This is a genomic window from Sulfitobacter sp. HI0129, assembly GCF_001635395.1.
Lineage (GTDB): Bacteria > Pseudomonadota > Alphaproteobacteria > Rhodobacterales > Rhodobacteraceae > Sulfitobacter.
Genome location: NZ_LWGH01001016.1, coordinates 1 through 206 on the forward strand (window position 1 = coordinate 1; position 206 = coordinate 206).

The window sequence follows — 206 nt, forward strand, 5'->3', positions numbered from 1 at the left end:
GTCTGTGCGCTGCGCGGCGACAGCGAGGTGCATAACGTCATCCCCCAGACCGTGCTGATGCGGGGGACCGTGCGCACGCTTGATGCAGGTGTGCGCGACCTGGCCGAGGAACGGGTGCGCGCCCTCGTTGAACACACCGCCGCCGCCTATGGCTGCACCGCCAAGATCGACTACGAACGTGGCTATCCCGTGATGGTGAATCACAC

The 206-nt window shown here is 65.5% G+C and carries 1 pseudogene; it reads left to right on the forward strand.

From position 1 onward, the window contains the following. A pseudogene (locus A3764_RS25510) lies at nt 1–206 on the forward strand (amidohydrolase); the annotation flags it as partial.